Genomic DNA, 1014 nt, shown 5'->3' with positions numbered 1-1014 from the left:
GAGCCCCTCCGGCGACAGCACCCCACCCGGGAACCGGCACGCCATACCCACGATCGCGATCGGCTCGTCCACCACCACACCAGTAGAGACCGCCGACGCCCCGGCCGAGGCCGTCACGCCCGCGAACTGGGCGAGCAGGTGCTGAGCGAGCACGTGGGAGTTGGGGAAGTCGAAGATGAGCGTGGACGGCAGCGCCAGGCCGGTGGTCGCGGCCAGGCGGTTGCGCAGCTCGACGGCGGTCAGCGAGTCGAAGCCCAACTCCTTGAACGCACGGCCCGGTTCGACGGCCTCGGCCGAGCGGTAGCCGAGCACGGCGGCCACCTCGGCGCGGACGGCGTCGAGCACCAGCCGCTCGCGGTCGCCCTCGGCGGCCTCGGTGAGGCGCTGCTCCAGCGCGCTGCGCGTGGCAGCCTGGGCGCCGCCCTCGGTGGTGGTCTGCGCCTCCGGCAGCTCGGCGAAGAACTCGTTGCCGCGTAGCGCCGTGAAGGCGGGCGCGAAGCGGTGCCAGGCCACGTCTGCCACGACCGAGGTGGTGTCCTCGCCCAGCAGCGCGGACTCCAGCGCGAGCAGCGCACCGGCCGTCGCGAGGGCGCCGAGGCCACGGCGGCCGAGCTCCTCGACCGCCGTGCCGCCGGCCGCCATGCCGGTCTCGGCCCACGGGCCCCAGGCCACCGACAGCCCGGCCAACCCGCGCCCGCGCCGCGCAGCCACCAGCGCGTCCACGAAGGCGTTACCGGCGGAGTACGCCGCCTGGCCGCTGCTGCCCCAGATTCCGGAGATGGACGAGAAGACCACGAAGGCGTCGAGCTCGCGCTCGCCCAGCAGCTCGTCCAGCAGCGCCGCACCGCACACCTTCGCGGTGAGGTCTGCTGCCAGGGTGGCCGGGTCCAGCTCGGTCAGCGGGGCGTAGCCCGCGACTCCGGCGGCGTGGACCACCGCGCGCAGCGGCTCCTCCGCCAGGTCGATCTCAGCCAGCAACGCGGCAAGCGCCTGCCGGTCGGCCACGTCGCACGC

1 protein-coding gene is annotated in these 1014 nt (G+C 74.9%); it reads right to left on the bottom strand.

Features of this window, described 5'->3' with window-relative positions; all coding sequences use genetic code 11:
* On the bottom strand, positions 1-1014 hold a 1014-nt coding region (locus tag ABT095_RS38810), incomplete at both ends, for a beta-ketoacyl reductase (RefSeq protein ID WP_350534345.1).

The organism is Kitasatospora sp. NPDC002227 (assembly GCF_040296285.1).
In the GTDB taxonomy this organism is placed as follows: Bacteria; Actinomycetota; Actinomycetes; order Streptomycetales; family Streptomycetaceae; genus Kitasatospora.
The sequence above is the reverse complement of the archived record's forward strand: the minus strand, read 5'-3'. Positions and strand labels throughout refer to the sequence as shown.